Raw genomic sequence first — 24,097 nt, forward strand, 5'->3', positions numbered from 1 at the left:
TCTTGTGAATGTTAAGCTCTGTTATCTTATACATGATAGAGGGGAGAGGGTGAAGGTGCAGAAGATTGCGGTCATTGTGGTGCATGGACTGGGGCTTCAGAAGAAGGAATACGCTGAAAGGTTCATGAAGAAGCTGGATAAAGCCTTCTCAAGTGTCATGCAGGTACCTTCCGCTAGGCCATACATCGAAGTAGAGCCTGTTTACTGGGCCGATGTATTCGGTAAGGAGGAGGAGAGGATCTATCAGGAGCTGGTATTAAGTAAGAAGCTTCGCTACAAGCATCTCCGCCGATACCTTATCTACTATTTGGCGGATGCTGTCGCATACCAACCGGTCGACACGAATGGACATAATTATGATGCCGTGCACCAGACGATCAGTAATACACTGCACAGCTTATCGCAAAGAGTAGGGAACAATGCTCCCTTATGTGTTGTGTCACATAGCTTGGGCAGCGTAATAGCAAGTAACTTTTTCTACGATTTGCAGTATACATCAAGGCACTTTCCAGGAGTTATCGATACCACCTCACCCTTAGAGAGAGGAGATACCCTGACGCATTTTTATTCACTCGGTACAACGCTTCCGTTATGGAGTCTGAGATATCGCGATTTTAGCAAGCCGATTGTCGTGCCGTCCAAGGAAGGTCAGGAGCTTTTCCCGGGTCTGCAAGGAGAATGGGTTAATTTTTTTGACAAGGATGATATATTGGGATACCCCCTGCGAAATATTGACCCCGCCTATGAGAAGGCGGTAAAGCAGGACATTGATTTGAATGTAGGTAATCCGCTGACCTTCTGGAATCCTTTCTGTCATAATGGTTATATGAAGAACCGCAAGGTGGTCAGACATATAGCGGAGAAGCTGGCCGAAACGTATACGTATGTGAACCGGGATAAGGACTCATTGAGCGCTGGCAGCTCTGCTAATAAAGGACGAAAAAAGAAATAAGGGATCAAGCAAGAGATTTATAATGATAATGAATATAAAAAGCGATCTGCTATGAACTGACATGAGTGACATGAGTTTATAGTGATCGCTTTTTTTTTACTTCCGTATTTTGCGCAGCGTAATTGAATCAGATGGAGGAAGATTTGCCTGGCACAGGTTGTTCCAGCTTATTGGTATGTTTGTTTCGAAACACCATATAGAACCAGGTAGAAGCCAGAACATACAGAACTCCTGTTATGGTGAACGTAATGGCATACCCTTGATAGCTGCCGTAAGTTGTAACGAGATAGGATTGGACAGGGCCCATCGTAGCCCAGCCGATCATGAAGGCGGTCTGCATAAGTGAATTCGCGATGCCTCGTCTTCGATCTGACACATGGTCAATTAGTATCGATGAAAAAATCGGGTTTGCCGCATTCATTAGAGCTTGTCTGAACAAGAAGCTGACGGAGGCAATAAGTAATGAATGGGTGAAGCCGGTCAGCAGCAGGAAAGGCAGAGACATGCTTTGAAAAATAAAGATCGCACGAATCGGTCCTACTCGGTTAACAAGGGTAGGTCCAATCATCATCGATATAATGGTCATAACTTGACCTAACGAGATTAGGGCACTCATCAGGCTGAGACTGATATCAAACCGGTCTGTAAAATACAAATTCAAGTAAGGAACAACCAGACCAGATCCTATTCCGATCAGGAGCTGTGTCAGCACAAAGTGCTTAATGATCTGAAAGTCAGATTTCGACTGCTCTGCTGCCGTATTGGTATGTACGCTTCTGTTCATATTCGATTCAGAAACGGTGTTCGAGCGAATTGCAGCTGCAGGTTGATGTATTACGGGAGAATCTTTGATTAGAAATAACGGAAGCGTACCAAGAAATGTGGCTATACCGCCCAGGAGCAGAACGATCTGTAAACTAGAAAGGCTATGGATACCAAAGTAACCAAGCACATCAGCAAGCACTCCGCCGCCAAAGCTGCCGATTACCTGGGCTGCCAGCACAAGGGAAGCATGGATACTGAATAGCCGCAGCCGATTATGCTCGCCGACATTGCCGGCTAGAAAAGGGATAGCAAGTACTTGAAAGAAAGAAGCAAATAGTCCTGAAGATACGGCCAGCCATAAAAGATTAGGTTCCCCTACAGCAAAAGCCCGTCCAATAAAGGTTAGTCCGCTGAAGAGCGCGCCTATAATGAGTATCGGCTTTTTGCTTAATCGGTCGCCGAGAAGTCCTATAGGAATGAACATGATAGCCGTTGCAATGGACTGCACGCTGATAATGGTACCATTCATCGTTGCGTCGTAGCCTAGATCCTGAATATATAAATTGTAGAGCACGGAGAACATGCCTCCGCCCATTTGATATAGGATATTTGCAAGAAAAAAAAGCTGGATATTGCGGGGCCAGCTTCTAATTTCCGCATTCCATTTTTGCCAAATCCTCAAGTTGTCTTCTCCTCCTGTCCTAATCTATTAAGCCTGTATGCCCAGCTGTTTGTCAAGAACAGGATAATAAACTAAAACAGCCCTGTTTATGCTCCGTCGGGAATGAAGGAGCATAAACAGGGCTATTACGGGATTGGAACTTAGTTAGTTTACGCGGCCAGACTCGACTCTGACTGAGACTGAAGCTGCTTACGGTATACCATTTTTGATATCGTTAAACTCGCTTCATAGAGTAAAAATAAAGGGATAATGACAAGAATGTCGGACATGATATCCGGCGGTGTGATCGTGACTGCAACGACGACAAGAATAAAATAGGAAACCTTGCGAGCCTTCGCGAGCTTGGCTGGATTTAATATGCCCAGCTTGGTCAAGAACATGACGACGACAGGCATCTCAAATAACAGGCCAAAAGGGACCGTCATGTGGATCATAAAAGTAAAGTATTTCTGCGCAGTATACATTGTCTCGAACGAACCTGCTGCCATCTCATTCAGAAAATGAAGCACCATCGGAAACAAAATAAAGTAACCAAAGGAGATACCGAGTATAAACATGAGGGTCAAAACAGGTATAAAAATTAATGTAGAACGCTGGGCAGCGGTCGGCACAGCAGGCTGAACAAACTTCCATATGTGATATGCTGCCACAGGGATCGTCAAGGTAATAGCAACCACACCTGCGATCATGAAGTACACCCACATGACATCTGATGGACCGAGAATGATCAGCTTGCGCTCCATATCCGATACAAGAATATCATAGATGTCCTTTACAAAGATAAAGGCGATGACCATCCAGAGCAGGAAGGTGACGAGCGTCTGAATGAGCCGGCTTCGCAGCTCATCCAGATGCCCTATCATGTTTAATTCGTTTGGATTGTTACTCATTGTGAATTAGATCCGGAGCTGCTAACAGAAGCAGTGTTGCCCGCTTCGGTTTGTTTTTTCTTCTCTTCCTCATCTTGATCTCCACCCATCAGTCCACGAGTGGCCCCCTTGAATTCACTGAGTGTCCGTCCAAAGGCACGTCCAAGCTCAGGCAGCTTGGATGGACCAAATATGATGAGCGCGATAATAAGAATCAGAACAAGTCCGCCGATTCCGATATTGCCGATTCCAGGCATAATATCATCTCCTGTAGAATTTAGATTACGAAACCAACTGCTGACTTATAGTCCCAGCTTAAATCCGCTAATCGCTGCAACTCCGCAACGCGCCTTCTTATCTCCTTTACGGTGAGGCCATGTGCTCGTTGGATTCTTCAGGTCTGTCGTCATTTCACCGGGATGCTGTACAGAAATAAACAGAGTTTGCTCATCTGGTGTGAAGTATGGACCTGTCAGCTCTGAATCCTTAGGACCCGAAGCGAATTGCAGTGCTTGACCCTGGTTGTTGCCGCTTGTAGGGATGACGAACAAACCGTTATTCATAAACGATTTATATACGCCCTTGTTGTGACTGCTTGTTGAAATGTCGGTCACGACCCACAAGTTGCCGTTCGAATCAAAAGCCAGATTATCCGGGGAGCTGAAGCCGGATTGTCTGCCGCCGGCAGCAAAGATTTCGAAATTGAATTCAAGTGATCCGAGATCATCGTTGTTCTCAAAAATACGGGTAATATGACCGTGAATATTGCCATGAATATCGTTGTTTGTGTGGCAAATAAATACCGTGCTGTCAAATGGCGAGATTTCGATATCCTCCGGGCGATCGGTTGGAGTACCGCCGACAAGCAGAGCAGCCTGGTGGCAATAAGTTACGACATCGGCTTGGGAAGTGAACTTTTTCTGCAGCTCTTCCTTCGTACCTGATACACCATAGGGATTCTTAAAGTTGTCGGAAGAGAGAACCTCTTTTACGGCTTCAATGGTTACAGGAGCCCACTTGCCAACTTTAAGATTGGCAACATACAGTGTGCCTTCTTCAAGCAAGGCAGAATTTGCACGTCCGCTCGCTTTGTTGTATTTCCCTTTACTGATAAATTTGTACACACAGGCGTCCTTCTTGTCATCGCCCATATATACAATTACCCGTCCGTCTTTGGCGATGCCCATTGCCGTATTCTCGTGATTGAATCGCCCAAGTGCGGTATGTTTTTTGCGGAAAGAGGCTTCAAACGGATCCACTTCTACAACCCAGCCATAATGTGTCTCAGGCAGCTTCGCTTGACCGGCGAGATCTTCGAAATTCTCCTCACAGGACAATACCGTATTCCATAATGTGACTCCGCCGGAGCAGTTAGCAAATGTACCTTGTGCTTTGGTTGCATTTCCCAATACCTTTGTGCCCTTAGCAGGACCCGTAATATCAAAAGAAGTGAAGCCTGTAATACGGCGTGCATATTTCGAAGTCGGATCAAGCTTCCACACACCTTGCTCATCTCGATATACTTCTGTGACCGACATGCCTTGGTAATAGAGGCTTTGCTCGATTTGCTTCTTGGTAGGACCACTGTCCGCTACTGGACCGAGGGCAAAGATATTCGTGTATTCATGATTTGTAACAAGGAGTCCTCTCGTATTCGATCCTTCGATAGGGAAGAATGCGTTGTAGTCGGCACCTTGTCCGAATTTTTCTCCTGCCGGATTAATAATATCGTCGAAGGCAGCAACAACGTCATACTTAAAGTTCTTTGGCAAGACGAGCTCGTCTTCCATAGAAGGATCAATTGGATCGAAAAATCCCGTAACTTTATTGGTATTAAATCCAAAGAGGTGGTTCGCACTGGATGCTGCAGAGGCTTTACCGTCAAGCGTACCAAGTCCGGCAGAAGCAGCGGCGAGGGCAGCAGCGCCTGTACCAAGATAGGATAGAAATGTTTTGCGATCAATCGTTTTTTCGCTCAAAAGAACACACTCCTTGTTATTTATCAGTCGGATTTTGACAAATCCTCATGTAAACAAGCATAAGCGGAGTTTGTAAATTCCAATTCATCTCAATGCAAAAGAAATGTAAAATAAGTAGATTTGAATGGATGAATTCCTGTCCTTATATAACATATAACTGACATAATTCAAGCTCAGATGAAGAGGATAAGGGGTGTTATGAACATCATTTTACATAGTTGAAACAATTTCATAAATGATATTTACAAATAAGTTAGTTTGTTGTTAGAATAAATTACATAATTCAACTTCAGATGTCTAATCAAGTCGCAGGAACTCGGGACAAGAGTCGCTTGCATCCTTGATCGACGCTTAAGCTGAAGCTGATCCAGGAGGACAAGCCATTGGACTATAATCCGGATACGATTTATATCGTAGGCGATGCACAGACCTCGGTGAATAATCCGATTACACAGCAGTTTAGTGCTTTTTTTATCGGTCTGGTTATTGATACAACCAATGATAAGATTGTGGATGCCGGCTGCTCTTCGACCATTCCGCTGACCTCCGCCTTTGTCAGAACTCTGTTTATAGGGAAGACGATGAATGATCTGGATACGATAAGTGAGCAGGTTCGTTCGAGATATCACGGCTCCTCACAGAAGGCAATTATTGTCGCCTTTAAGGATGCACAGAAGAAGTATCGCTCGATCATTAACCATAATTGAATATAGAAGATGTGCTGCTTTATTTATTCACATGTACCGGCTATGTCATATATCAGGCCTTGCGTACAACATATCGTAAATGAAATCCAGCAAATCATAACTAGGGTCAGACATGTTCTCATGTAAGGAGCAGCTGCCCGAGTTATGGTTTGCTGTTTTTTTATTCTCTAGTAGAGCTTTGCATTCAAATTACGATTTTATAGGGGGCCGTTCTGAATGAAACTGTATATTTCAATTGATATGGAAGGCGTTACTGGTCTTGTGGATGATACTTTCGTCGATTCTGCTAAGCGGAACTATAACCGGGGTCAACGGATTATGACGGCTGAGGCCAATCATGTGATCGAAGCGGCGTTTGGTGAAGGAATTGGTGAAGTTGTCGTTAACGACAGTCATTCCAAAATGAATAATTTGATCATTGAGGAGCTGTACCCAAGGGCACAGTTAATATCAGGAGATGTGAAACCCTACTCCATGATGCAGGGTCTCGATTCCACCTATGAGGGAGCTGCATTTCTCGGCTACCATTCAAGAGCTGCAAGGCCGGGAGTGCTAAGTCACTCGATGATCTTCGGCATTCGGAATATGTACATCAATGAAGTGGCTGTAGGGGAGCTTGGATTCAATAGCTATGTTGCAGGACATTTTGGAGTTCCCGTCCTGCTTGTGGCAGGGGATGATGAGACCGCAGCGGAAGCCGAGGAGCTGATTCCTTATGTCACAACCGCTATTGTAAAAAAACAAATCTCACGCACGTCAGCGCTGTGCTTGACCCCCGCCCAGAGTGGTGAGCTCCTGAGGGAGAAGACGATTGAAGCATTAGCGAACAAACAACGCGTCAAGCCGCTGCTTCCACCGGCGAATCCGCTTCTGACGCTAGAGTTTGCCAATTACGGCCAGGCAGAGTGGGCTCACCTTATGCCCAAAACGAAGATGGAACGTTATTCCCCAGTCGTATCCTATCAGGCAGACGACATCCTTGAAGCCTACCAAGCCATGCTTGTAATGACTGAGCTTGCAATGAGAACTGCATTTTGCTGATAAAGGAGTCATGTCATGGCACAATATATTCTTCGTAAATTCATATCTATGGTCGTTACGTTATGGCTGATCATTACGATTACCTTTCTATTAATGCATTCGATTCCAGGGTCGCCGTTTGACCGGGATGGAAAGGAAGCGAACGCCAATGTAATCCAGAACATGATGTCCTTCTATCATCTGGACGAGCCTCTCTACATTCAATACTTCGAATATTTAAAATCTCTTCTAACCTTGGATCTGGGTCCTTCCATATCTCATTACCCCGACAGTGTTAACAGTATGATTGAACGGGGTTTTCCCGTTTCATTTCAACTGGGCATTGTGGCCATAGGTATTTCCATACTCATCGGTATTCTTCTGGGAACGATCGCCGCCCTGCAAAAAAACGGCATCATCGACTATATGGCAATGATTCTGGCTGTTATTGGGGTTGCTGTTCCAAGCTTCGTGCTTGCACCGCTGCTAATTAAATATATCGCGGTTGAACTCAAGCTGCTGCCGGTAGCCACGTGGGGAACGTGGAGGCACATGGTACTCCCTGCACTGGCGCTAGCGGCTGGACCGATCGCTACGATCGCAAGACTTACTCGCGCAAATCTCATAGAGGTGCTGACTCAAGACTACATCGATACCGCCAGATCCAAAGGTCTTCCACCTTTTACTATTGTCGTGAAGCATGCTCTTCGTAATGCGGTCCTGCCGGTGATTACGCTGCTTGGCGTTTTGCTGGCTAACGTCCTGACGGGAAGCTTCGTTATTGAGAAGATCTTTGCCATTCCGGGAATGGGAAAATACTTTGTCGATGGCATCAATAACCGCGATTATTCCGTCATTATGGGAACGACCGTATTTTATAGCGCGCTGCTCATTATCATGATGTTTATCGTTGATATCTTGTACGGCCTGATTGATCCGCGAATTAAACTTCATAAGAAAGGGGCTTAGGTTATGCAAGCACCCCATGTACCTGATCATCTATTTGTACCCATGAAACGCCAAGCCGGAGAGGCGGAAGCGATTGTAAGACCAAAGATTCCCGCTTGGCAAAGGGCATGGATACTGCTGTACAAGAACAAGCTTGCCTTTGCAGGACTCATCGTCATCGTTCTACTCAGTGTATTCTCTGTATTCGGTCCTCTCATCGCTGAACACGGCTATGCGGATCAGGATCTGGTGAATGCCAATCAGAAGCCGTCCGCAGCCCACTGGTTTGGAACGGATGATCTTGGACGCGATGTGTTTGCCCGCATTATATACGGAGCGCAGATTTCGCTTGGGGTTGGACTTATCGCTGCTGTCATCGATTTTGCGATTGGGGTCATTTACGGCGGGATCGCCGGATACTTCGGCGGCCGAGTTGACAATGTCATGATGCGGATTGTTGATATTTTGTACGGTATTCCGTATTTGCTTATTGTTATCTTGCTCATGGTTGCCATGGGTCCCGGCCTCCTTACAATCATCGTGGCGCTAACTGCGACTGGATGGATCGGCATGGCGCGAATCGTGCGTGGACAGGTTCTACAGCTGAAATCCTCTGAATATACGCTCGCTGCCAGAGCACTGGGGGCAGGTTCGTGGAACATCATTCGAAGACATTTGCTGCCTAATGCGTTTGGCGTCATCATCGTGCAGGTCACTTTCTCGGTTCCGTCGGCTATTTTCTCGGAAGCTTTCTTAAGCTTTCTTGGCCTTGGCATTCAGGCTCCACTTGCAAGCTGGGGCACGATGGCAAATGACGGAATGTCTACGATATTATCCGGTTATTGGTGGCGGCTGCTTTTCCCATCATTATTTATCTCTTTGACGATGCTGGCATTTAATCTACTGGGTGACGGTCTTCATCAGATATTTGATCCGAAGCAGAGGAGGTAACACATGATGACAATGAGGAATGAGGGAGCAGCTCCGCTGCTCGAAGTGAATAATCTGCATGTTTCGTTTGCAACGTATGGCGGCAGGGTCCAGGCCGTGCGGGGGGTTAATTTTACCCTCCATACAGGAGAGACGCTGGCGATCGTCGGGGAGTCTGGAAGCGGTAAGAGTGTGACCGCGAGAAGCATTATGCGCCTCCTGCCCAAGCAGACCGCTGCGATTAACGAAGGCAGCATCAAGTATAAAAATATGGAGCTGGTCAGCCTTGGGGAGAAGCAGATGAGGGGGCTTCGCGGCCGGGAGCTCACGATGATCTTTCAGGATGCGATGACGGCACTTAATCCAACGATGACGATAGGCGAACAGCTCATGGAAGGGATCAGGCATCATCAGAAGCTCTCCAGGACTGAGGCAAAGAAGCGTGCCATCGATATCTTGCAGCTTATCGGAATTAAGAATCCGGACACTCGGCTCAAGCAGTACTTGCATGAATTCAGTGGTGGGATGAGACAGCGGGTCATGATTGCGATCGCTGCCATAGGTAATCCTTCCATTCTTATTGCGGATGAGCCGACTACAGCACTCGATGTAACGATCCAAGCACAAATATTGGACTTGTTCAGATTGCTGCAGGAAGAAACGGGTGTATCCATCATTATGATTACACATGATTTGGGGGTTGTCGCCAATCTAGCTCACCGTGTTTGTGTCATGTATGCAGGTAAGATTGTGGAGTCCGGTACGGTAAGGCAGATTTACTATGATCCAAAGCATCCATACACGCAAGGACTGCTTGCATCCATGCCCCGTGTAGACGGTGATCGCAGCAAGCCGCTTACATCCATCCCCGGAACACCGCCGGATTTGTTCGCACCGCCAAAAGGCTGTGCTTATGCGCCACGTTGTCCTTACGCAATGGAAGTATGCTCTTCATATGATCCGCCAAACGTGGGCATGGACGGAGCTCCTGAACATTCAGCCGCCTGCTGGCTGCTCGACGAACGCTCCAAGGGTGTGTTCCCGAAGAAATCAGTACCCACACCAAAAGTGCTTGAGCCGGCGATACGTTCTTCTATTGGTTGAGCGACCCATAGACACATACATTGCCGGAAATCGAATCAATTTCATACGAATTAGCTATGAAATTGATTCTATATACATTTATAAACTTAAGGGGGAGTAATCAATGAAGAAACACCGGTCCATGTTGTTCTTGAACTGTATTATGATCATGTGTCTTGTGCTGGCGGCTTGTGGAGGAGAGGGCAGTGGAGCAGAAGGAGACTCTGCTGATGCGAACAGTAAGATTCTGCTCGTCAATAACGGCAAGGAACCGACGTCACTTGATCCGCCCGTTGGTTTTGATCAGGTATCGAATGATGTGCTGAACAATTTTATGGAAGGGCTGACGCGTCTGCAAGAGGATCATACTCCAGGTCCAGGCGTAGCGAGTGAGTGGACAATTGCAGACGATGAGAAGCAATATACCTTCACTCTACGGGAGGATGCCAAGTGGTCTAACGGTGATCCGGTTACAGCATCGGATTTTGAATTTGCATTCAAACGCATGCTGGATCCAAATCTTGGCGCTGCATCCGCAACGCTTGCCTATGTCATTGATGGAGCTGAAGCGTATAACTCGGGAGAAGGCACCGCAGATGACGTACAGGTTACAGCGGTAGATGAGCACACACTCCAAATCACGCTGAACAAGCCCGCTCCCTGGTTTCTCGGTATGATGTCGAACCCTGCATTTTTCCCAGTACATAAGTCAACCGTTGAAGGAAATGCGCAGTGGGCGGCGGAGGCTACTTCTATTCTAAGCAACGGACCGTTCAAATTGACGGAATGGAAGCATGATGCCGAGATTCAAATGGTGAAAAATGACCAGTACTGGGATGCGGAAAACGTCAAGCTGGACGGCATTACGATGAAGATGGTGGACGATTCAACGACAGCCTATCAGCTGTATGAGAGTGGAGAACTGCATATTACTGGAAGCTTGCCGCCGGATGTAATTCAATCTCTGATCGACGAAGGTAAAGCGGTGATTGAAGATTCAGCCGGGACGTATTTCTATCGTTTTAATACAACGATGGAGCCGTTCACCAATGCGAAGATTCGTAAAGCATTCACTATGGCTGTAGACAGACAGCAGATTGTTGATCTGGTGATCAAGCAGAAGCATAAGCCGGCAACGGGACTTGTATCCTACGGACTGCTTGAAGGAGACGGAGCAGATTTCCGTGAAAAAGGCGGAGAGCTTGTAAGCTTCAATATTGAGGAAGCTAAACAGCTCCTGACAGAAGGGATGGAGGAAGAAGGATATGATACCCTCCCGGCTGTAACCTTGTCCTATAACACCAATGATCTCCATCAGAAGATTGCAGAAACGATGCAGGCCATGATCAAATCCAATCTTGGTATTGATATTACGCTGGCAAGCAAGGAGAGCAAAGTGCTGACAGACGAGCAGAAGAGTCTGCAGTTCCAAATGTCAAGAAGCTCCTGGCTCCCTGATTTTGCAGATCCGATTAATTTCTTGGACATATTCGTGACTGGCAGTCCTAATAACCGTACAGGCTGGAGCAACAGTGAGTATGACAAATTGATCGAAGATGCTTATAACGAGCCGGATGTGGAGAAACGATTTACGTATTTGCATGAAGCAGAGAGCATACTTATGGAAGAGATGCCGATTATGCCGATGTATTTTTATAATTCCGTGTTTATGCAGAAGGAGAATTTAACTGGGGTGCTTCGACATGCATACGGCTATATTGACTTCAAGTTCGCTGAATTAAAATAAACAGGCAGCTGATGGCTCTGCTGCGAGTTCTCCCGGTGATCAGACAGGTCACTGGGAGTTCCTTTCTATACGTGAAGAGAGGAGTTGAGTGAAGGAGATGAGCATAGAGTTCGAGAGGGTTCATCTTAAACCTATTTATCCAGAACCATTACGCGCAGGGGATACCGTGGGTATTATTGCTCCAGCAAGCCCAGGGGATGCAGCTCGTATAACGAAGGCTGCCAATTATTTGCTCGGTCTTGGCTTACAGGTTCAATTCGGGGAGACAGTTTATAGCGAATATGGATATTTGGCTGGAGAGGATCAAGACAGGGCTGATGAGCTGAATGCCATGTTCGGCAATCCGGATATCAAAGCAATCGTATGCGCCCGAGGAGGATATGGAACTGCAAGAATGGCGGATCTTCTGGATTATGAGCTTATTCAACGTCATCCGAAGTTTTTCTGGGGCTACAGTGACATTACATTCCTGCACAATGCTATATTTCAGCGTACGGGATTGATCACCTTCCATGGACCGATGCTGACTTGTTTAGCCTCTGATCTCGTTGATCCACTTACACTCGAAGGATTTAAATTATTGTTTGGTAAGGACGTACCATCCTATACAGAAGCCATTTCTCCGCTTGAGGTGCTCATACCAGGTACGGGAGCAGGCCCAATTGTGGGCGGTAACCTCTCACTGCTGGTGACGACGCTCGGTACTCCATATGAGATCGATACGACAGGCAAGCTGCTCTTGATTGAAGATATTGATGAAGAGCCATATCGGATAGACCGCATGCTGAACCAGCTCCTGCAAGCGGGCAAGCTGACAGAGGCAGCAGGCATCATCGTGGGTGATTTTCATCATTGTGATCCTGTTAAGCGTGCTTCATCGCTATCACTGGATGAGGTGATTCGGCATTACATGACGAAGGCGGGAAGACCTGCCGTGTCCGGCTTTCGGATCGGTCACTGTTCACCGAATATTGCAATTCCTTTAGGTCTTCCTGCACTGCTGGATACGAATCGCAAGCTTCTCCAATTTGGTAGGTGATGCTTTTTTATATCACGATTTTGCATAAACGGTGCAGAGAACTAGAATCCCCGCTTATATAACAAGGAGGTACATCAAAGTGATTATTCAGAATATCGAGGTCATGCGTAAATATACACCGCTAATCAAGCCGTTTAAAACCGCTTTAAGAACAGTAACACGCAGTGAATCTATTCTCGTTCGAATGACAGCTAGCGACGGCCGAATCGGTTGGGGTGAAGCACCGGCTACGGTCGTAATTACCGGGGACAGCCTGGATAGTATTGAGTCAGCCATACTCCACACACTGGGTCCTGCTTTAAAAGGCAGAAGTCTGCTCTCTTACGAGCAGCTATTACAGACTATACATACCGTTATGGTGGGTTCAAGCAGTGCGAAAGCTGCGGTGGATATGGCAATCTATGATTTGCTGGCACAATACAGCGGCATGCCTCTATACCAGTTTCTTGGGGGATATCGGGACCGGATTGAGACGGACTTTACAGTGAGTGTGGGCTCTGTGGCAGAAATGGCGGATGATGCAGAGCGGTGTGTAGCGGAAGGCTTTAATGTTCTCAAGATTAAAGTTGGTAAAGATCCGATCGAAGAGGACATCACTAGAATTCAAGAAATCCGTGCACGGGTCGGTAATCAGGTGGGAATCAGACTGGATGCTAATCAAGGATGGCAGGTGAAGGAAGCGATCCGTTGTATCCGCAAGCTGGAGGAGCTGGACCTGAGCATTGAGCTGGTAGAGCAGCCGGTTAGAGCGAGTGATCTGGCTGGGCTCAAGACGGTTACGGACTCCGTGGATACGCTCATTATGGCTGACGAAAGCGTATTTACTCCGGGTCAGGCGCTTGAGGTGCTGCAGATGCGTGCTGCCGATCTCATCAACATTAAGCTGATGAAAGCGGGGGGGATCTACAAAGCCCAGATGATCAACCAACTCGCCGAAGAGTATGGTGTAGAGTGCATGGTTGGTAGTATGATTGAATCAAAGGTAGCGGTAACTGCTGCCGCTCATTTTGCAGCAAGTAAAAAGAATATAACCCGCTTTGACTTTGATGCGCCTCTCATGATGAATCAGGAGGATGTATTAGGCGGAGTAATCTATGACGGGAGAGTCATGCGATTTACGGATGCAGCTGGACTCGGCATTCGTGATGTACACATTCGAGAGGGAATGGGGGTAACAGGATGAAGCAATCCGAACTCAGGCCTGGGCTGAAAAGGATGGTGATCGGTGTTCCGGTTGCAACGGTATGGACTACACCTGAATCCCCGCGAGATATAGATAGGCACATTCTGCAGAATCCCGCTGAAATTGGAAATTGGGCTAGCAAGCTGACAGCAAATGAACGGCTGGATTTGTGTACGTCTAACCGTACGCAGACGCAGGTTCTATACGCCGAGGAGGTTGTTGTCCTTGAGGTGAGAGACGGGTGGGCTGACGTCCGCATTCCTAGTCAAGCAACCAGGAAAGATCCGATTGGATATCCGGGCTGGATTCCTTATGCTCAGCTCTCGGAATGGAAGCGTGACATTGCACTGGACAGCGATGAGTTATTAAATGCTCAGTTGCAGGTGCAGAATGATGCTCATGCTCAAGATAATGAACTTGCACAAGTCAATGCTCATGTGCGGAACAACGAGGTGCAAGTTAATGCTAAATTCACCCCTATGTTCCTGTTGTCAGAAGGTACAGAAGCACCGTACTTGGAACTCAGTTACTTAACAAAGCTTCCATTAATAGAGGTGATAGGCACAAAAGTCTATGTTCGATCTCCTCATGGAATCGGCATGATTAATAAAGAAGACGTCATTGTGTTATCCGGCAGTACGCGGATTGATTCCACATCATTGGCTCTATCGACTCCATCCGCTCTATCCACTGCGTTCGCAGCATCCGAAGTAGCACCAGATACGGACTTAGCAAGTAATCAATATCATTCAGGAGCTGAAATAGACACAGGCAGGCGTATTGCAGCAGAAGCGAGCAGGTTTCAGGGCCTAGCCTATTTATGGGGTGGGTTATCCGCGTATGGCTACGATTGCTCAGGCTATGCATATAGTATGTACGCGTCCCAAGGAATCATCATTCCACGGGATGCTTCAGATCAGGCTCTGGCAGGAACAGAAGTAGCGAGTAATCAGCTGCATCCGGGTGACCTGCTTTTTTTTGCATATGAAGAAGGAAAAGGACGCATTCATCACGTAGGTATATATATAGGGGAAGGCAAAATGATTCATTCACCTGATTCGAAAAGCTCTATTGAGGTGGTGGAACTAACTAATTATAAACGGATTAAAGAGCATTGTGCATCCAGAAGATACAATGAAGGGCTTTGATGGCGACAATGTGAATTATCTCAAAAATAATGAATATACACTGTATGTACTACATATTCATGCACATTCTCATTGGGCTATTTTACGACAATAGAAATGGGGACTTACAACTAGGAATAATTACAATAATGAAATTAACGAGATAGATCACTATAGATTAAAAAAATTCGTAGATTGGGTGCTGCAACAAAGCGATTCCATGATTGAAGATCGAAGTTTGGAGAGCGGAGAGCTAGGTCGCACGATTAAGGGAGCTTGGCGTGAATGCTTGGAAGAGTCAAGAATTCGCAAAATGTCCCAAGAAGACGCTCCCCAGAATATTCATATCACATCAAGTCTATCCAATGCGGGAACTCTTAAAGTCTCCTTGTCAAAGGCAGGTATCCGGCAAGAAGCGATTGTATATAGCTTTGAAGATTTCTATGCGGTTGGACCCTTGCGTCATATTGATCAGTCGCAGTATGAGATTGAGCGTTATATGTGGATGACGAATCATATGGGATACGATCATTATTTTGTTAACGGATTACATCACATATTATCAATGAAGCCGATTCTTGAGAGCATTCCGGATCACAAGATCGTAACGATATGGGCAGGAAACAATACACATGACTATATATTTGTACGTTTAGTACTGCACTTGCTTCGCGGGGTAAGAGTGGAAGTTCAGATCATAAATCCTGCAGAAGAGTATGAACGTTTGCCTGCATCAGATAGAATACGGACTAACGAAGGAAATACTGACATCGTATCCTTGAACCAGCTAACAACGGAAGAGCTAGCCCAAATCCTGGTACAATCAAGTGGTAATACACTCACGGAAGAGGAGAGAGCCCAGAATGCTGACGAATGGCTGGATATCTCAAGCCATAGTGAAATGCTGCGAGTATTAACGGAGGGGAAGCTGCACTTTTTGGCGGAAGATGCCTATGATTATTTAATAATGGAAGTCATTCACAAACAATATATAAATATTCATAAGATAGAGGATAAGTATATTCTTCATAAGGAATATGTGTCAGCAGGACTATTGATTGTTCCGATACTCGAACGTTATCCTGAATTAATGAGTGTTAATCTGATCTCTTACCGGTTTCGATCGCTAATTGCGACAAAGGAGCTTGACTTTTTGGGGGTTCCAAATTTAACCTATCAGTATTATGTGAAGCCTGCTAAGGTATAACGTTCATCTTAGCGGGAATGGCTGAATTACATCCCAATTTAGAAAGAGGTGGCATACATGACGGAGCAGCATGTTCATTTAATGTTCGGGATGTCAGAGCAGGGAGTCATGAAAGCTGCATTACATAAAGCGGAAATTCGTCATTCACACAAAGTACTCTCGTTTAATGACTGGTTTGCTTATGGCCCACTGTCGGGCATTGACCTCAAGGATGGAGAAAGTAATCGTATATTCTGGATGTCCCAGCGATTGTCCAATTTTGACAAAGTGTATATGTACAATCCTGACCATCAGATTGGAACAGTCATCAAAGCGATCAAGGCGATTCCAGAAGGAAGCAGAATTACCATCTGGCATGGCGATCATGCACATGATCAGATTGGACTTCGGTTTGCCGTCTATTTATTACAAGATCAGGACGTGCAGATCGTATTAAATAATGCGGCAGCGGAATATCAGGCCCTTTTTCTTCGTGATGTTATAGAAAAAGAGTCAGGAAATTCGGCGCCCGTTATGTTACCGGTGAATCTCGCTCAGCTTAAGAAGGAGCATTTTATTCCGATGCTCAATAGGCTGGAACAGAAGGCCTCATTAAGTGGAGAACAAAGAGTGCAGCTTACCAAGGATTGGCATAATCTCTCTTTGGAGAATTTACCTCTCCGATTATGGGAGAACAACCAGTTTAAATGCAGTGATGAGAACGCACTGGATGATATCATTGATGAAGTCGTATCGGAGATGGGTTTGCAATTCGAGGATCATTATGTTCCTGCATCCAAGGTTGTTGCTGAGGTACTCCTTAAGCTTCATCGTTATTATTTGCGCAAGGATTTCTTGGAATTTAGATTACGGTCACTAATTGAGACCAAGAAGCTGCAGTTCAAGGGAGCACCTGGACAGCTGCATCGTTACAGTGTAAAAATAGGCTGAATCGAGGTTTTGATCTCTATAGAAAAACAGTTATAAAGCGCTATGTCTTTCGCATAAGCTAGTACAAATAAGCCTTGGCTTTCAATGAACTGGCTATAATGAGAGGTGTAGAAGATGGAATGCAGAACCGGTTGTGGGGCGTGTTGTATTGCAGCATCGATTTCTTCTCCAATTCCAGGGATGCCCGAAGGTAAACCCGCTGGAGTGAGATGCGTCCAGCTGACGGAGGAAAACAAATGCAAGCTGTTTGGCCTTCCGGAGAGACCCAAAGTATGCAGCAGACTAAAGGCTGAGCCGACAATGTGCGGTGAAACGAATGATGAAGCGTTCAGCACGCTGACGGAATGGGAGAGATGTACAGCACCCGCTCCTAGAATGAACTAGATAACACAAAGAGGCGGCATCAGGACGAATCCTGGTGCCGCCTCTTATGTAACTGTCCACGGCTTGATAAATGAAACCTTTCACAATGTAAACTGTAACCCGCACTACGGAATCGCATGGTCAATACATCTCAGCACTTTGTCGTCATATGCAAAATGGATTTCAGCCGAATTGGCAGAAGGATGCTTAACACGGATCTTCATGTAGAGGGAGAAATTCTTAAATTTGCAGATATGAAAGTTGCAAAGCCTGAAGCACCCTTTAACGGACTGCTCGCTATAGTTAACGACCGGAATGGAGTAAGTTGATACTTGCCTACTACCGGACCTGACTTTACGCTTTAAGGAAGGTCTTTAGCAGAAGATTATAAATATCAGGAGAAATTACTATTATGCTAAATGTCATATTAATCTTAAAAAATCAGCAGTATCTCGATCATATCGAGAAATACTGTTGATTTTTTATTTCAAGCGATTTTTAAACAAATTTCGTCCAAAGGTGAACACTGAACGTTTTCTCCCTCTATTAGTGGAATTTTTGGATGATGAATGACTTTCGCGTAGTAACTGGAGAGAGACAGCCAGAGATAGAACGTCAAAATGAAGTGCCTATTTACATTTGTTTATTATAACTGTTATACTACAAATATAACAGTTATAATAAACATATCGGAGGTGTGCAGAAATCATGATCATTGAGCTTGATATGGAGTCGGATGTACCCATATACACCCAGCTTACGAATCAGATTATTGAGGGTATTGCAAGCGGTAAGCTGCAACCGGGTGAAGCGTTGCCATCTGTACGCAGTATGGCGCAGGACATCGGGATCAATCTTCATACGGTCAATAAAGCCTACAATTTGTTGAAGCAGGATAATTACATTCATGTACATCGTCAAAAAGGCGTTGTCGTCAATCCAGAGGGGATGCCGAAGATGGATGATGAATTTGCAGCAAGACAATTAAAGCAGCTTCGTCCCATCATTGCGGAGGCCATTCTTCGGGGGATGACCAAGGATGAATTAGAAGCGATAGTGAACGATATCTATAAGGATATTAAGTCATAGTCAATATTTATAAGAATGGAAGGAGAGAAGAGCATGCAATGGATTCATTTCGTAATGCTTGGAGTTATGTTTTTACCCATTACCCTACTTATTGCTTTCACGCCATACTTTACCCGGAGGACAGAAAGCTTCGGAATAACGGTGAGTGAAGAGGTGTTCTACAGCGAACCGCTGAAGAGAATGAGAAGAAATTTCGCAGCTATCATCATCATTGTGCAGGTAGGCCTTCTCGCTATATGTCTGTGGGGAACGAGCCTCGTACAGGATTCGGCTAAGCAAGCAACATGGATGATTATTTATATTTTTGCAGTAGTGATTGTTCATTTTATAGCCTTGTTCTATTTCCACAACAAAATGAAAAAATACAAGGCTAAGCAGCTCCCTGCCACAGTCAAACCGTCCAAGATGAGCATCGACACATCCTTTCGCAAGCAGAAGCTGGTTATATCAAACAAATGGTATTGGATTCACGCCGTAATTATTGTCGGTACCGCGATATTCACCGCCATAAGCTACGATCGCTTCCCGGATCAAATTCCGTTTCAATATGATCTGCAAGGCAATCCGACGACAATTCGGGATAAGAGCCTGGGAACAGTCTATATGCCTGTCATTATGCAGGCGATGATGACACTCTTGTTTATCTTTATAAACTCTATGATCTATCGAAGCAAACAGCAGGTTGATACAGATAACCCAGAGATTTCGTTAAGCAAGAATAGAATATTTCGGATGAGAAACTCTGTATTTAATTTAATTACTTCGTTGCTGCTCGTGCTGTTGTTCAATTTCATGCAATTTACAATGTTATATCCTGTAGATGCAGGCGTCATGATGGCTGTCGTTATTGCGGTCGTATTCCTAGTACTTCTCGGTGTGGCGATTCTTTACTTCACAACAGGCCAAGGCGGAAGCCGAGTGAAACTTCAAGCAGAGCCTTCCTCCGTAGAGCCCTATGGAAACGATGAGAGCTGGAAGCTGGGTATGTTTTATTTTGACCCGAAGGACCCTGCAATTTTCGTGGAAAAAAGAATGGGGTATGGCTGGACGATCAATCATGCTAGACCGATGGCATGGTTCTTACTGATCAGCATCATCGGAACCATTGTAGCGGTAAGCTTTCTTATTAGCTGATGATCGGAGAAGCCCCTCACAAAAAATAAAATATATGTAGGCTGGATGAAGAGTCATGGGCTCTTTTCCAGTCTTTTTTACATACAGGCAGATGAATGGTACATTCCAGCTTGACTTGACATAAAAATGTGATATGGTTATATACATGACTATATAACCATATATCGAAGGAGAGATGGTTAACAGGTGGTGAGAGTAAATTGAGCAGAGGCTTAGCGGATAATAAACCAATTTTTCAGCAAATCAAGGAAAAGATTGAGGACCAGATCGTGAACGGCGAGATTAAAGAACACGAGCAAATTCCATCAACCAACCAACTCGTGCAGTTCTATAAGATTAACCATCTTACGGTATCAAAAGGGATCAATCTTATGGTGGACGATGGGATCATTTATAAAAAGAGAGGTGTAGGCATGTTTGTTGCGGAAGGAGCAAGAGCCAAGCTGCTTGAAGGACGAAAGGGTGCCTTTGCAGATCAATACATTTTGCCGATGCTGCAGGAAGCAGAGAAGCTCGGGATGTCAGATGAGGAACTAATCAATCTAATTGAACAGCGAAGAGGAAGGGGGATGAACTCATGAATATTGAGATGAATCAGCTCGGTTTGAAATACCGTAAGCATATGGCGCTTGAGAACTTAACCATGAGTTTGGACAGCGACAAAATATATGGACTGCTAGGAAGAAATGGTGCGGGCAAGACAACCTTATTAACGATACTCGCATCGTTTAGACGCCAGACACAAGGCACTCTTCGTATTCATGGAGAGAACCCCTATGAGAACGCCAAAATTATGCGTCATGTGGCTTTTGTGTATGAGGTGGATTACTCCTCTGAAACGGAGAAGGTAAAAGGAATGCTGGAAGCAGCTAAACGCTATAGGCCATTCTTCGATATGGACTATGCCTTGTATTTGGCAGAACGTTTCAAGCTTCCACTGGGTAAGGCGATGAGCAGCCTGTCCAAGGGTATGCAGTCCGCAGTTAACGTAACCATTGGACTCGCGGCTAGAGCTCCAGTTACTCTGTTTGATGAAGCCTATTTAGGAATGGACGCACCGACTAGAGAGCTGTTCTATAAAGAGCTGTTGGAAGATCATGCGAAGCATCCCCGGACCATTATTATGTCTACCCATCTTGTATCTGAAATGGATTATTTGTTTGAAGAAGTTATTATCATCAACAAAGGACAGCTTGTTCTCAAGGAGACTTCAGAGGATCTTTTGTCTAGAGGGGCTACCGTTACAGGGGCAGCTTCCACTGTTGATGCATTTACGAATGAGATGAAAGTGCTGAATGTACAGCAATTAGGCGGTACGAAATCAGCAGTCATCTATGGCGAGTTGTCTCGGGAGCAGCGGTTGGCTGCTCAGCAATTGGGGCTTGAACTTGGTAATGTGCCGCTTCAGGATCTATTCATTCAATTAACGGAGGAGGAGCAATCATGAAAATGAAGCCTTTTGAGAACAGCAAGAAGATCACATTTGATATGTTTTATGTCCAGCTGGTTTGGACCCTGTGGTTTGTTTCATTCTTGTTTCTGGCCCAGTTTATGCTGCTGCTGCTTCCAGATTTCATTAAGCTGAACGTATCTGAGTCGGAATCCCCAGCTTCCATGTATTTTATGAATTTTGGATTCACCCCATCCAAGACCTATATGCTGGTAATCGGGATTATCTCTTCCTATGTATTCTTGAAGCATTATATTCATCAAGGGGTAACAAGGAAGGATTATTTTGTAGGCTCTACAATGGCTGTGATTCTTCTATCCATCGTTCTCCCTATCCTCATGTGGATACTTTCAGGTGTTCAGTACTTGATATTGGGATGGGCTGGAATCCCACATCAAGAATCTGTTGTTATTGGATATGAGATGTTCAGCTTGATGCCGTTTATTATGTTTACAATGCAGTTACTAGTCTACTATTCAGTAGGAAGGATGGTCTCCATGAGCTTTTACCGCCTCGGCTTCTTCGGCGGGATGCTATCGATCCCCGTAGGACTCAGTGGTCTAATACTGCTTGATATGGTGTGGGGCGGCGGTGATGCTGAGGAGCTGCTGTCTGACTGGCTTCCAATCTATCCTGTAGAGCTGACGACGACAACGGCGATGCTCACCTCCGTGGTCCTTGCTGCTCTGTTCATCATCCTCCATCGAATAATTTCCCGAAACATCGTTATCAAAATAAAGTGATTCTTGTAACAAGAGTACTTCAATCATCATAGAGATAAAAAGAACGCTGGTTATCTCACTCGAAGTGAGAATAAACCAGCGTTCTTGGTTTATATTATCTGGATTGATCATGAATAACGCGTTCCAGCTGACGTGCAATATGCTCTGTGCCTTGGGCAATGTCTGCTCGGTCAAAGTACAGTCTCACATGACGCTCATCCATATCAAATGCCTGTTCAAAAAATCCGCCAAGCCCACGTGCTCTGCGGTCAACCTCTACTAGTACATATATACCATCCTGATCGAGATTCATCATGAGCTCGAGCTCTTTCACTCGTCCGGAGAAGGAGCTGCTTGGATAGTATTCAAACTCTTGTACAAAAGGAACACCGCGTCCGAGTTTGGAAGCATGCTCACAGGAGGAAGTTTTGTAACGGAATCCGAGATATTCTACTGCTTCGAAGATAGCAGACATATAATGATGCGGCTCGACTTGAATGGAATCGTGGTCTTTCGGATCAATGGCCATCTCAATATCAAGACCAGTGCTCAGCCATACCGGCTGACGATTGTAAGTAACAGGTGTCTCGAGTGGAAGCGGGAAGGAAAATGGAATTTCCAGTTGCTCGTTACTATCAATTCGAAGATTCTTGGATACGTTGAATTTGGCGAGTGTATAGTTATAATCCACTTTGCGATCGTCCTGCTCACGAATGTAGCGGGTCATCAGCTGAATATAAATTTTCTCAATTTCCTGCTCTACGCTGCCACCTTTTATGCGAACAACACCTTTGACCGTCTCACCCGGCACGTAAGATGTTTTTTCCAATAGCGTATCAATTTCTGCAGCCCCAATTCCCACTTTGGCCAGCATTTTATTAAAGAACGACATAGAATAAGCAGCCTCCTCATAAATTCATACATTCCTCTTCCATATACGCAGCATAAGTCAGACTAGTTTCGTTTAGATGGAATAAATTTATAATCAATAATTTATTTTCGCTTTTTTTTGAGCTATACTGCTATAAGAGCCTATTACGAACCTGAAGAATCGTGAAGGCCAGGAGAAGTCATATTTGTGATCTGTAGATGTTCATAGATGGCAGGAGTAACGGAGGAATTGTTATGCAGCTAATAAATATAGCAATGGTGCAGGAGCAGCTTGACCGGTACGCGAATGAAGATTTGTATCTTCATATGGAAATGACGATGGGTGCCTATGCAGCCCATAATGATAGCTCGAAGCATCCAGCCGCGAATTTTATCAAGAATGTGCCGGTAAGATACAGCAAAGGAACCATTGTTGGCGATACCTACTATAGAGTTGGCTTGAAGATGAAGGATGGTTGGGTTTATACGGAAGGCTTGACTCATTGGGAAGAAAATGAAGAAGGACGCATACTGCTGGCAGGTCATGACAAAGAAGGCCGCTTGATCGTATCTTTGTTACTCAGCAGAACGTTGTTTTAAGGAAGTGGGGTTCTTATGACGCAAAATATATTAGTTGTACTTCCGCATCCGGATGATGAATCATTTGGTTTGTCGGGAACGTTAGCCAAATTTGCAAATGAAGGTGCACATGTTACATATGCTTGTCTCACACTGGGAGAAATGGCACGTAATATGGGTAATCCTCCAATTGCTAACCGGGTCACGCTGCCGGAGATCCGTAAGGAAGAGCTGAAGCAGTCCTGTAGAGTCATCGGGATTCAAGATTTACGTATGCTGGGCTTTCATGACAAAACGATTGAGTTCGAAGACCGTAATCTATTGGACGGAGCGATCTCTGCACTGATTGAAGAATTAAATCCTTCTATTGTATTTACATTTTATCCAGGTTATAGTGTACATCCAGACCATGATGCAACGGGCGAAGCGGTTGTCAGAGTGGTTGAAGCGATGGATCAGGATCGAAGACCCGTCGTACAATGTCTTGCGTTCTCCAATGGTCATAAGAAAGCGATCGGTGAACCGGATGTGTTCTACGACATTCAGGATTACAAGCTGAACAAGGTACAGTCCATTGCAGCGCACAGTTCACAGTTCCGCATTCTATCAGGCGAGTCGCTTCTTAAGGACAAGCAATTTGCAGATCGACTGAAGACTGAATATTTCTGGACTTACCCATTAAAATAGGGCTGAAAATATAACGAATACGTATGCCTAATCGA

At 45.2% G+C, this 24,097-nt stretch carries 25 protein-coding genes; 20 read left to right on the plus strand and 5 right to left on the minus strand.

Annotation, left to right across the window (positions count from 1 at the left end):
• Nucleotides 1–55 precede the first annotated feature (55 nt).
• On the plus strand, nucleotides 56–952 hold the full coding sequence (locus ACFQ3J_RS04235; RefSeq protein WP_091157266.1) for a chemotaxis protein: 897 nt from the start codon (nucleotides 56–58) through the stop codon (nucleotides 950–952).
• Nucleotides 953–1,079: 127 nt separating this feature from the next.
• Here the strand turns inward: ACFQ3J_RS04235 and ACFQ3J_RS04240 are convergent, their stop codons facing one another.
• The 4 genes from ACFQ3J_RS04240 to ACFQ3J_RS04255 form a co-directional block, all read right to left on the minus strand.
• Complete coding sequence (locus ACFQ3J_RS04240) at nucleotides 1,080–2,399, minus strand: MFS transporter (RefSeq protein WP_251581331.1); 1,320 nt, start codon at nucleotides 2,397–2,399, stop codon at nucleotides 1,080–1,082.
• Nucleotides 2,400–2,548: 149 nt separating this feature from the next.
• A complete protein-coding gene (tatC, locus tag ACFQ3J_RS04245; RefSeq protein ID WP_251581333.1) occupies nucleotides 2,549–3,289 on the minus strand; it encodes a twin-arginine translocase subunit TatC in 741 nt (246 codons plus the stop codon).
• On the minus strand, nucleotides 3,286–3,525 hold the full coding sequence (gene tatA, locus ACFQ3J_RS04250) for a twin-arginine translocase TatA/TatE family subunit (protein ID WP_091157259.1): 240 nt from the start codon (nucleotides 3,523–3,525) through the stop codon (nucleotides 3,286–3,288). Before tatA ends, tatC begins: the two co-directional genes overlap by 4 nt.
• Nucleotides 3,526–3,570: 45 nt before the next feature.
• Entirely contained in the window at nucleotides 3,571–5,247 is a 1,677-nt protein-coding gene (locus ACFQ3J_RS04255) for a PhoX family protein (RefSeq protein WP_244533200.1), read from the minus strand.
• A gap of 383 nt (nucleotides 5,248–5,630) precedes the next feature.
• Here ACFQ3J_RS04255 and ACFQ3J_RS04260 point away from each other — a divergent pair, with 383 nt between their 5' ends.
• From ACFQ3J_RS04260 to ACFQ3J_RS04340, 17 genes are all read left to right on the plus strand, one after another.
• On the plus strand, nucleotides 5,631–5,954 hold the full coding sequence (locus tag ACFQ3J_RS04260; protein WP_091157257.1) for a DUF3870 domain-containing protein: 324 nt from the start codon (nucleotides 5,631–5,633) through the stop codon (nucleotides 5,952–5,954).
• A gap of 216 nt (nucleotides 5,955–6,170) precedes the next feature.
• Nucleotides 6,171–6,995, plus strand: a complete 825-nt coding sequence (locus tag ACFQ3J_RS04265; RefSeq protein ID WP_251581335.1) for a M55 family metallopeptidase — start codon at nucleotides 6,171–6,173, stop codon at nucleotides 6,993–6,995.
• Between the two features lie 15 nt (nucleotides 6,996–7,010).
• Nucleotides 7,011–7,943, plus strand: a complete 933-nt coding sequence (locus ACFQ3J_RS04270; RefSeq protein ID WP_251581337.1) for an ABC transporter permease — start codon at nucleotides 7,011–7,013, stop codon at nucleotides 7,941–7,943.
• Nucleotides 7,944–7,946: 3 nt separating this feature from the next.
• A complete protein-coding gene (locus ACFQ3J_RS04275) occupies nucleotides 7,947–8,873 on the plus strand; it encodes an ABC transporter permease (RefSeq protein ID WP_091157248.1) in 927 nt (308 codons plus the stop codon).
• 3 nt (nucleotides 8,874–8,876) lie between these two features.
• Complete coding sequence (locus ACFQ3J_RS04280; protein WP_285849944.1) at nucleotides 8,877–9,956, plus strand: ABC transporter ATP-binding protein; 1,080 nt, start codon at nucleotides 8,877–8,879, stop codon at nucleotides 9,954–9,956.
• 103 nt (nucleotides 9,957–10,059) lie between these two features.
• Nucleotides 10,060–11,682 (plus strand): peptide ABC transporter substrate-binding protein, encoded by a 1,623-nt coding sequence (locus ACFQ3J_RS04285; protein WP_251581339.1) that lies wholly within the window; start codon nucleotides 10,060–10,062, stop codon nucleotides 11,680–11,682.
• Between the two features lie 97 nt (nucleotides 11,683–11,779).
• Nucleotides 11,780–12,721 carry a S66 peptidase family protein gene (locus tag ACFQ3J_RS04290; RefSeq protein WP_251581341.1) on the plus strand — a complete coding sequence of 314 codons (942 nt, stop codon included), beginning with the start codon at nucleotides 11,780–11,782 and terminating at the stop codon, nucleotides 12,719–12,721.
• 79 nt (nucleotides 12,722–12,800) lie between these two features.
• Nucleotides 12,801–13,904 (plus strand): dipeptide epimerase, encoded by a 1,104-nt coding sequence (locus tag ACFQ3J_RS04295; RefSeq protein ID WP_311285789.1) that lies wholly within the window; start codon nucleotides 12,801–12,803, stop codon nucleotides 13,902–13,904.
• Nucleotides 13,901–15,052, plus strand: a complete 1,152-nt coding sequence (locus tag ACFQ3J_RS04300; protein WP_251581343.1) for a C40 family peptidase — start codon at nucleotides 13,901–13,903, stop codon at nucleotides 15,050–15,052. Before ACFQ3J_RS04295 ends, ACFQ3J_RS04300 begins: the two co-directional genes overlap by 4 nt.
• Nucleotides 15,053–15,251: 199 nt before the next feature.
• Nucleotides 15,252–16,238, plus strand: coding sequence for a DUF1835 domain-containing protein (locus tag ACFQ3J_RS04305; protein WP_251581345.1), 987 nt, complete (start codon nucleotides 15,252–15,254; stop codon nucleotides 16,236–16,238).
• 57 nt (nucleotides 16,239–16,295) lie between these two features.
• Nucleotides 16,296–17,168 carry a DUF1835 domain-containing protein gene (locus tag ACFQ3J_RS04310; RefSeq protein ID WP_251581347.1) on the plus strand — a complete coding sequence of 291 codons (873 nt, stop codon included), beginning with the start codon at nucleotides 16,296–16,298 and terminating at the stop codon, nucleotides 17,166–17,168.
• Nucleotides 17,169–17,282: 114 nt separating this feature from the next.
• On the plus strand, nucleotides 17,283–17,552 hold the full coding sequence (locus tag ACFQ3J_RS04315; RefSeq protein ID WP_091157233.1) for a YkgJ family cysteine cluster protein: 270 nt from the start codon (nucleotides 17,283–17,285) through the stop codon (nucleotides 17,550–17,552).
• 687 nt (nucleotides 17,553–18,239) lie between these two features.
• Nucleotides 18,240–18,620: a GntR family transcriptional regulator gene (locus ACFQ3J_RS04320; protein WP_091157231.1), complete on the plus strand. Its 381-nt coding sequence runs from the start codon at nucleotides 18,240–18,242 to the stop codon at nucleotides 18,618–18,620.
• A 33-nt stretch (nucleotides 18,621–18,653) separates the two neighbouring features.
• Nucleotides 18,654–19,754 (plus strand): DUF1648 domain-containing protein, encoded by a 1,101-nt coding sequence (locus ACFQ3J_RS04325; protein WP_251581349.1) that lies wholly within the window; start codon nucleotides 18,654–18,656, stop codon nucleotides 19,752–19,754.
• Nucleotides 19,755–19,954: 200 nt separating this feature from the next.
• A complete protein-coding gene (locus ACFQ3J_RS04330; RefSeq protein WP_091157226.1) occupies nucleotides 19,955–20,335 on the plus strand; it encodes a GntR family transcriptional regulator in 381 nt (126 codons plus the stop codon).
• Nucleotides 20,332–21,201, plus strand: coding sequence for an ATP-binding cassette domain-containing protein (locus ACFQ3J_RS04335; RefSeq protein ID WP_251581351.1), 870 nt, complete (start codon nucleotides 20,332–20,334; stop codon nucleotides 21,199–21,201). The genes ACFQ3J_RS04330 and ACFQ3J_RS04335 overlap by 4 nt, the downstream gene beginning before the upstream one ends.
• Nucleotides 21,198–21,947: a hypothetical protein gene (locus ACFQ3J_RS04340; protein WP_091157221.1), complete on the plus strand. Its 750-nt coding sequence runs from the start codon at nucleotides 21,198–21,200 to the stop codon at nucleotides 21,945–21,947. Before ACFQ3J_RS04335 ends, ACFQ3J_RS04340 begins: the two co-directional genes overlap by 4 nt.
• A 94-nt stretch (nucleotides 21,948–22,041) precedes the next feature.
• Here the strand turns inward: ACFQ3J_RS04340 and ACFQ3J_RS04345 are convergent, their stop codons facing one another.
• Entirely contained in the window at nucleotides 22,042–22,818 is a 777-nt protein-coding gene (locus ACFQ3J_RS04345) for a sporulation protein (protein ID WP_251581352.1), read from the minus strand.
• 233 nt (nucleotides 22,819–23,051) lie between these two features.
• Here ACFQ3J_RS04345 and ACFQ3J_RS04350 point away from each other — a divergent pair, with 233 nt between their 5' ends.
• Together ACFQ3J_RS04350 and bshB2 are read left to right on the plus strand one after the other, a co-directional pair.
• On the plus strand, nucleotides 23,052–23,396 hold the full coding sequence (locus tag ACFQ3J_RS04350) for a YojF family protein (protein ID WP_091157216.1): 345 nt from the start codon (nucleotides 23,052–23,054) through the stop codon (nucleotides 23,394–23,396).
• A gap of 15 nt (nucleotides 23,397–23,411) precedes the next feature.
• Complete coding sequence (gene bshB2 / locus ACFQ3J_RS04355) at nucleotides 23,412–24,062, plus strand: bacillithiol biosynthesis deacetylase BshB2 (RefSeq protein ID WP_091157214.1); 651 nt, start codon at nucleotides 23,412–23,414, stop codon at nucleotides 24,060–24,062.
• Nucleotides 24,063–24,097 lie beyond the last annotated feature (35 nt).

Source organism: Paenibacillus provencensis (assembly GCF_042678545.1).
Lineage (GTDB): Bacteria > Bacillota > Bacilli > Paenibacillales > Paenibacillaceae > Paenibacillus > Paenibacillus provencensis.

What these genes read in the sequence shown, in the direction of transcription:
- tatC (WP_251581333.1), bottom strand. Translation starts at nt 3,289, where the DNA reads ATGAGTAACAATCCAAACGAATTAAACATGATAGGGCATCTGGATGAG.
- tatA (WP_091157259.1), bottom strand. Translation starts at nt 3,525, where the DNA reads ATGCCTGGAATCGGCAATATCGGAATCGGCGGACTTGTTCTGATTCTT.
- ACFQ3J_RS04265 (WP_251581335.1), top strand. Translation starts at nt 6,171, where the DNA reads ATGAAACTGTATATTTCAATTGATATGGAAGGCGTTACTGGTCTTGTG.
- ACFQ3J_RS04270 (WP_251581337.1), top strand. Translation starts at nt 7,011, where the DNA reads ATGGCACAATATATTCTTCGTAAATTCATATCTATGGTCGTTACGTTA.
- ACFQ3J_RS04275 (WP_091157248.1), top strand. Translation starts at nt 7,947, where the DNA reads ATGCAAGCACCCCATGTACCTGATCATCTATTTGTACCCATGAAACGC.
- ACFQ3J_RS04280 (WP_285849944.1), top strand. Translation starts at nt 8,877, where the DNA reads ATGATGACAATGAGGAATGAGGGAGCAGCTCCGCTGCTCGAAGTGAAT.
- ACFQ3J_RS04285 (WP_251581339.1), top strand. Translation starts at nt 10,060, where the DNA reads ATGAAGAAACACCGGTCCATGTTGTTCTTGAACTGTATTATGATCATG.
- ACFQ3J_RS04290 (WP_251581341.1), top strand. Translation starts at nt 11,780, where the DNA reads ATGAGCATAGAGTTCGAGAGGGTTCATCTTAAACCTATTTATCCAGAA.
- ACFQ3J_RS04300 (WP_251581343.1), top strand. Translation starts at nt 13,901, where the DNA reads ATGAAGCAATCCGAACTCAGGCCTGGGCTGAAAAGGATGGTGATCGGT.
- ACFQ3J_RS04305 (WP_251581345.1), top strand. Translation starts at nt 15,252, where the DNA reads ATGATTGAAGATCGAAGTTTGGAGAGCGGAGAGCTAGGTCGCACGATT.
- ACFQ3J_RS04310 (WP_251581347.1), top strand. Translation starts at nt 16,296, where the DNA reads ATGACGGAGCAGCATGTTCATTTAATGTTCGGGATGTCAGAGCAGGGA.
- ACFQ3J_RS04315 (WP_091157233.1), top strand. Translation starts at nt 17,283, where the DNA reads ATGGAATGCAGAACCGGTTGTGGGGCGTGTTGTATTGCAGCATCGATT.
- ACFQ3J_RS04320 (WP_091157231.1), top strand. Translation starts at nt 18,240, where the DNA reads ATGATCATTGAGCTTGATATGGAGTCGGATGTACCCATATACACCCAG.
- ACFQ3J_RS04325 (WP_251581349.1), top strand. Translation starts at nt 18,654, where the DNA reads ATGCAATGGATTCATTTCGTAATGCTTGGAGTTATGTTTTTACCCATT.
- ACFQ3J_RS04335 (WP_251581351.1), top strand. Translation starts at nt 20,332, where the DNA reads ATGAATATTGAGATGAATCAGCTCGGTTTGAAATACCGTAAGCATATG.
- ACFQ3J_RS04340 (WP_091157221.1), top strand. Translation starts at nt 21,198, where the DNA reads ATGAAAATGAAGCCTTTTGAGAACAGCAAGAAGATCACATTTGATATG.
- ACFQ3J_RS04345 (WP_251581352.1), bottom strand. Translation starts at nt 22,818, where the DNA reads ATGTCGTTCTTTAATAAAATGCTGGCCAAAGTGGGAATTGGGGCTGCA.
- ACFQ3J_RS04350 (WP_091157216.1), top strand. Translation starts at nt 23,052, where the DNA reads ATGCAGCTAATAAATATAGCAATGGTGCAGGAGCAGCTTGACCGGTAC.
- bshB2 (WP_091157214.1), top strand. Translation starts at nt 23,412, where the DNA reads ATGACGCAAAATATATTAGTTGTACTTCCGCATCCGGATGATGAATCA.